Origin of the sequence: Bacillus sp. JJ664, assembly GCF_036962205.1 — a bacterium.
Taxonomy (GTDB): Bacteria; Bacillota; Bacilli; order Bacillales; family Bacillaceae_G; genus Gottfriedia.
This window is the reverse complement of sequence record NZ_JBALMS010000113.1, coordinates 1-4,227: the sequence shown is the minus strand read 5'-3', so window position 1 is coordinate 4,227 and position 4,227 is coordinate 1. Positions and strand designations below refer to the sequence as shown.

The following is a 4,227-nucleotide window of genomic DNA, read 5'->3' as shown; positions in this document are numbered from 1 at the left end:
ATTATCTACCTCTCGTTTTATTTTCTATTATTATCGCAATTTTCGCTTCATTTGCTGGATTGGATCTTAGTATTCGGATTCATAACACAAAAGGTATTACACGTTTCTTATGGTTAGCAGGTGGATCATTAGCAATGGGATTGGGCATTTGGTCAATGCATTTTATAGCAATGCTCGCGTTTCATTTACATGTTCCAGTTACATACGACCTAGTCTTAGTCATTCTATCAATTATTCCTGCAATTTTTTCATCCGGATTAGCATTGTTTATTGTAAGTAGATATTCGAAAAGTAAATATCAATTCATAATCGGAGCTTTTTTTATTGCGATTGGAATTGTAACTATGCACTATACTGGAATGGAATCAATGGTTATGAATGCAACGATAGAATATAACCCTTATTTATTTGCCCTTTCAGCTATTATTGCTTATGTCGTTTCATTAGTAGCATTATTACTATTGTTTTTGGTCCAACAAAAATACGACAAACCCGGATTATTGTGGAGAAAAGCAAGTAGTTCGATTGTCATGGGACTTGCAGTATCAGGAATGCATTATACTGGAATGGCTGCAGCAACATTTAAACATGATCATGAACAATCAAATTTATCTACTCCAATGTTAGATAATACATTATTAGCGTATTCAATAGGAATTGGGATACTAATCATATTAAGTTTGGTTTTTATTAGTTCTTTTATAAAAAATCGCTTTGAATCCCTATCTATTCAATCAGAAAGGAAATTTCGTTCTGTAATTGAGTCTGCTAATGATGCAATTATTCTAGCAGACAATAAAGGAAGCATTATTTCTTGGAACAAGGGAGCTCAACTCATTTTCGGATATCAAGAAAAGGATGTATTAGGTGAAAATTTACAAATCATCATACCTGAAAAATTTAGAGAAGCTCATCATAAAGGGATGGAGCGTTATAATTCTACTGGAAAACCTCATGTTATCGGAAAAACGGTCGAATTATTTGGACTAAGAAAAGATGGATGTGAATTTCCAATTGAACTTTCTCTTGCTACATGGGAAGAAGAGGGAAAAACGTATTTTAGTAGTATCATTCGAGATATTACCGAACGTAAAAAGGCCGAAGAAAAAATCAATCAAATGGTTTATCGTGACCCATTAACTGGATTACCGAATCGTCATTTATTAAACGATCGTCTTGCACTAGCATTAGATCAGGCGAGCGAAAATAAACAAATCATTGGGATTATGTTTATTGATTTAGATCGGTTTAAATATATTAATGACACGTTAGGACATGCAATTGGTGATCGTTTATTAATAGAAGTTTCAAAGCGAATTCAATCTTGTATGGGTAAAGCGGATACACTTTCACGTCAAGGTGGAGATGAGTTTGTAGTGCTTCTTCCAAATACAACTTCTGATGAAATTACGAAAAAAGCCCATCAAATAATTGATTTATTTAATCAATCATTTTTGTTAGAACCTGAAATGTTTGTTACACCATCAATCGGAATTAGTTTATATCCATCAGATGGTAAGGATATAGAAACATTGATTAAAAATGCTGATACAGCTATGTACCGTGCAAAAGAGCAAGGAAGAAATAATTTTCAGTTTTATACACCTGATATGAATGAAGTCGTATCACAGAAAATGAAATTAGAAATTGCTTTACGAAAAGCATTGGAGCGTAATGAGTTTAAAGTTTACTATCAGCCACAGGTTGATGTCACTACTGGAAAAACGATTGGTGCAGAAGCTCTTATCCGATGGCAACATCCTGAGTGGGGAAATATTGCTCCTCTTGAGTTTATCCCTTTAGCAGAGGAAACAGGGTTAATCATCCCAATAGGTGAATGGGTACTTTATGAGGCGTGTCGCTAAAATAAACTTTGGCAAAATGAGGGCCATCATCCTTTAAGAATAGCTGTAAATATTTCTTCTCGTCAGTTCCAACAAAGTAATTTAGTAGAAATTGTAAGTGATATATTAAAGGAAACAGCACTAGAACCGCAATACCTTGAGCTAGAGCTAACCGAAAGTATAATCCAAGATTCTAAGTATGCAATTTCTACTATGGAAAAACTAAAAGCAATGGGTATTCATCTCTCCATTGACGATTTCGGTACGGGGTATTCTTCATTAAGTTATCTAAAGCTGCTCCCTATCCAAACCTTAAAAATTGATCAATCATTTACAAGAAATATTTTTGAGGATTCTAAAGATGCTGCACTTGTTCATACCATTATCAATATGGCTCACAACTTGGATTTAAAAGTAATTGCAGAAGGTGTAGAAACTCAGGAACAACTTCATTTTCTTCAACAAAGACAATGCAATGAAGCTCAGGGATACTTTTTTAGCCGACCCATTTCTGCTGAAAAGTTAACCAGTATTCTTAATGAACAAGTAGTAATAAGCTAAATAGTATTTGTTCCCATAAATTAACATGAAAATTATTGTAGCAAAGGAAGAGGACAAAAGTCATGAGGAAAAGCATTAAAATTAAAATGTTGTTTGTATTTACAACATTGATATTATTAGCAGGTCTCTTAATAAGCTATACTTCTTATTATTCATCTACTAAACTTGTAACAAAAACTGTTAGTAATCAAGCTAAAAAAATTGCACAACAAGCAGTAAAAAAGATTGATGTAGAAACGTATCAAGAGCTTAGTTTGAACTCTGGTGAAACGGATTATTACTATAAACTTCGTAATGAGTTAAACGAAGTTAGAGAAACAAATAGCTTACGTTATTTATATACTATCAACCGTACAGAAACAAATAATGGGTATGAATACTATTATGTTGTTGATGGTATGCCAGAAGATGCTAAAGAGTACTCGCATCTAGGAGATAAAGAGACTGATAACGGAGAATTAAAAAAAGTATTTGAAACGGAAAAAGCAGTTATTGGCAATTTAAGTTACACTAAGGAATACGGAGCAGTATTATTTGCATATATTCCGATTAAAAATGCATCTGGAGAAATGGTTGGTATATTAGGTGCTGATTTCGATGCAACTGAGATATACAAGATGATGCAAAAAAATAAACTTAAAATGATAATTATTACAATTGTGGTCTTATTAATAAGCATCATGACAATTATTGGATTTATATATTACTTAGTCAATCCAATTTCGAAATTAACAAAGTTTTTAGAACATGTAGGTCATGGTGACTTAGCACATACTTTTAAATGTAATCGTAATGATGAAATTGGGAAGCTAGCAAACTCAGTAAACCAAATGGTAACTGATTTACGAAATGTAATTCATGGTATTAATCAAAATTCACTAGAAGTTCACGAGACGACTTCTCAATTATTATTACAGGCGGTTGAAACAAGGGCTGCTAGTCATCAAATTGCTTCAACAATGGAACAATTATCTTATGGTTCTTCGCTTCAAAGTAATAGTTTACAAGAAAATGTTTTAGTTGTTGAAAATATGACTGAAGGTGTCAATCAAATAGCTAAGTCCTCTTCTACTGTTTCTGAATTTTCGACTATGACATTACATGAAGCAGAACATGGCAATGAGAAGTTAGTCAAAGTAATTGAACAGATGAAAAAAATAAATTATTCTGTTAATCATTCGTCTGCAAATATTAAAATTTTAGAAACTCATTCTAAGGAAATTGCTTCAATTATCACATTGATTAGAGAAATATCTGCGCAGACGAATTTATTAGCATTAAATGCCGCTATAGAGGCTGCTAGAGCAGGAGAAAATGGTAAAGGCTTTGCAATTGTCGCTGATGAAGTAAGAAAACTTGCGGAACAATCTGAGCAATCAACAGAAAATATTCAAACACTAATCGAAAAAATTATTTTAGATACAAATGCGACTGTTGTTAGTATGGATACTGTTACAAATGATGTTGAAAATGGAATTTCATTTGTAGAGGAAACTAGTGAAGCGTTCGAAAAAATATTAGGGGCTATTGAAGGGGTCGTTATTCAAATGCAAGAAGTTACAGCCACCTCTGAAGAAATGTCTGCTTCGACTGAAGAAATAACAGCATCAAATATTGAAATTGCAAATATCGCAGAAAATGCCGTGACAAATACAAATGAAACTGTCTTAATTTCGCATGAACAAGATCAACTTGTGATGACTATGACCTCATCGATTGAAAAGCTTGCAAACATGGCAAACGAACTAAAGGTTTTAACTAATAAGTTCCAAATATAATGATAAAAGGGGATGTCCCATAGGTCAGTTACATTGACCTATGG

Annotated in this window: 1 protein-coding gene and 1 pseudogene; both read left to right on the top strand. The window is 33.0% G+C overall.

All coding sequences use genetic code 11. The features are described 5' to 3' along the window. The first annotated feature begins 134 nt into the window (after positions 1 to 134). Positions 135 to 2,405, top strand: a pseudogene (locus tag V7056_RS16365) (putative bifunctional diguanylate cyclase/phosphodiesterase). Between the two features lie 62 nt (positions 2,406 to 2,467). Beyond that, positions 2,468 to 4,183: a methyl-accepting chemotaxis protein gene (locus V7056_RS16360; RefSeq protein WP_499703490.1), complete on the top strand. Its 1,716-nt coding sequence runs from the start codon at positions 2,468 to 2,470 to the stop codon at positions 4,181 to 4,183. Positions 4,184 to 4,227: the final 44 nt, after the last annotated feature.